Source organism: Erysipelatoclostridium sp. An173 (genome assembly GCF_002160495.1).
In the GTDB taxonomy this organism is placed as follows: domain Bacteria; phylum Bacillota_I; class Bacilli_A; order Erysipelotrichales; family Coprobacillaceae; genus Thomasclavelia; species Thomasclavelia merdavium.
On the sequence record NZ_NFKR01000108.1, the window covers coordinates 1 to 913 of the forward strand.

Genomic DNA, 913 nt, shown 5'->3' on the forward strand with positions numbered 1-913 from the left:
CAATGTCATTAAGTTAAGATGACAAATTTTTAGCCAGGAGCTATATAGAAAATATATTTTCTCCTGGTTATATTTTTATTCAAGCTAAAAAAGTGTAGTCTTGAAACTACATTTTTCAAGGTATATAATAAACTATGTTAGTTATAACGATAGTTAAAGTATACGACAGTCTTTGGCTTGATATGTCGCTTGTATTTTCTGCCAGGGCGAATCGGCAGAATTTCTTTAGCTATTAGATGCTCTACAGGTGGATTTTTTCCACCTTTTTTTCTTAGAAATTCTCTGATGATATGCACTGATCTTGTAAAATTGACCTGATATGTATATTTGAGTTTATCTTTTTTAGGTATTTTTATTTCCTGTACAATTCTTTGACAGAAATTATACATGGTCATGCGGGCATAGATTTCCTGTTGAATCAATTTTCTTTTTTTAGCATGTAATGCATTGAGTCCAATAGCATATTTGAGCTCACGAAAAGAAGTTTCCTCACCCCAACGCATATTGTAAATTTCACGGATTTCTTCCATTGAGAATTCTTCTCTGCTTAGATTGGTAATAACGGTTTCATAGGTATCTTCAGTAATTTTGAATCTCACAACTCGACAGTTGAATTCATACCATGGATCATCTTTGCTCATAAAATCAAATCTCGTTGATTTAGTAACAATTTTATATATTTCAGGACAAGCTTTGGTCGTTTTTGTTTGTTTTAAGGTCAACATTCTAAATACATCAATATCAAATTCATCTTTAGGAAATGGACCTAATGATCGAGTGATACTGGTTTGAGAGCCGATATCCTTAACACGAATCAGATATTTATTTCCTGATCGAACAACATGTTCAAAACCATTGTAGGATTCATAGCCTCTATCGGCAATGAAGATAGCTTTATGACCATCATATCTGT

1 protein-coding gene is annotated in these 913 nt (G+C 32.4%); it reads right to left on the reverse strand.

The annotated features are described in order from the left end of the window. Positions 1 to 137 precede the first annotated feature (137 nt). The coding region (locus B5F09_RS14630) for a transposase (protein ID WP_087375029.1) at positions 138 to 913 on the reverse strand (776 nt) is incomplete at its 5' end.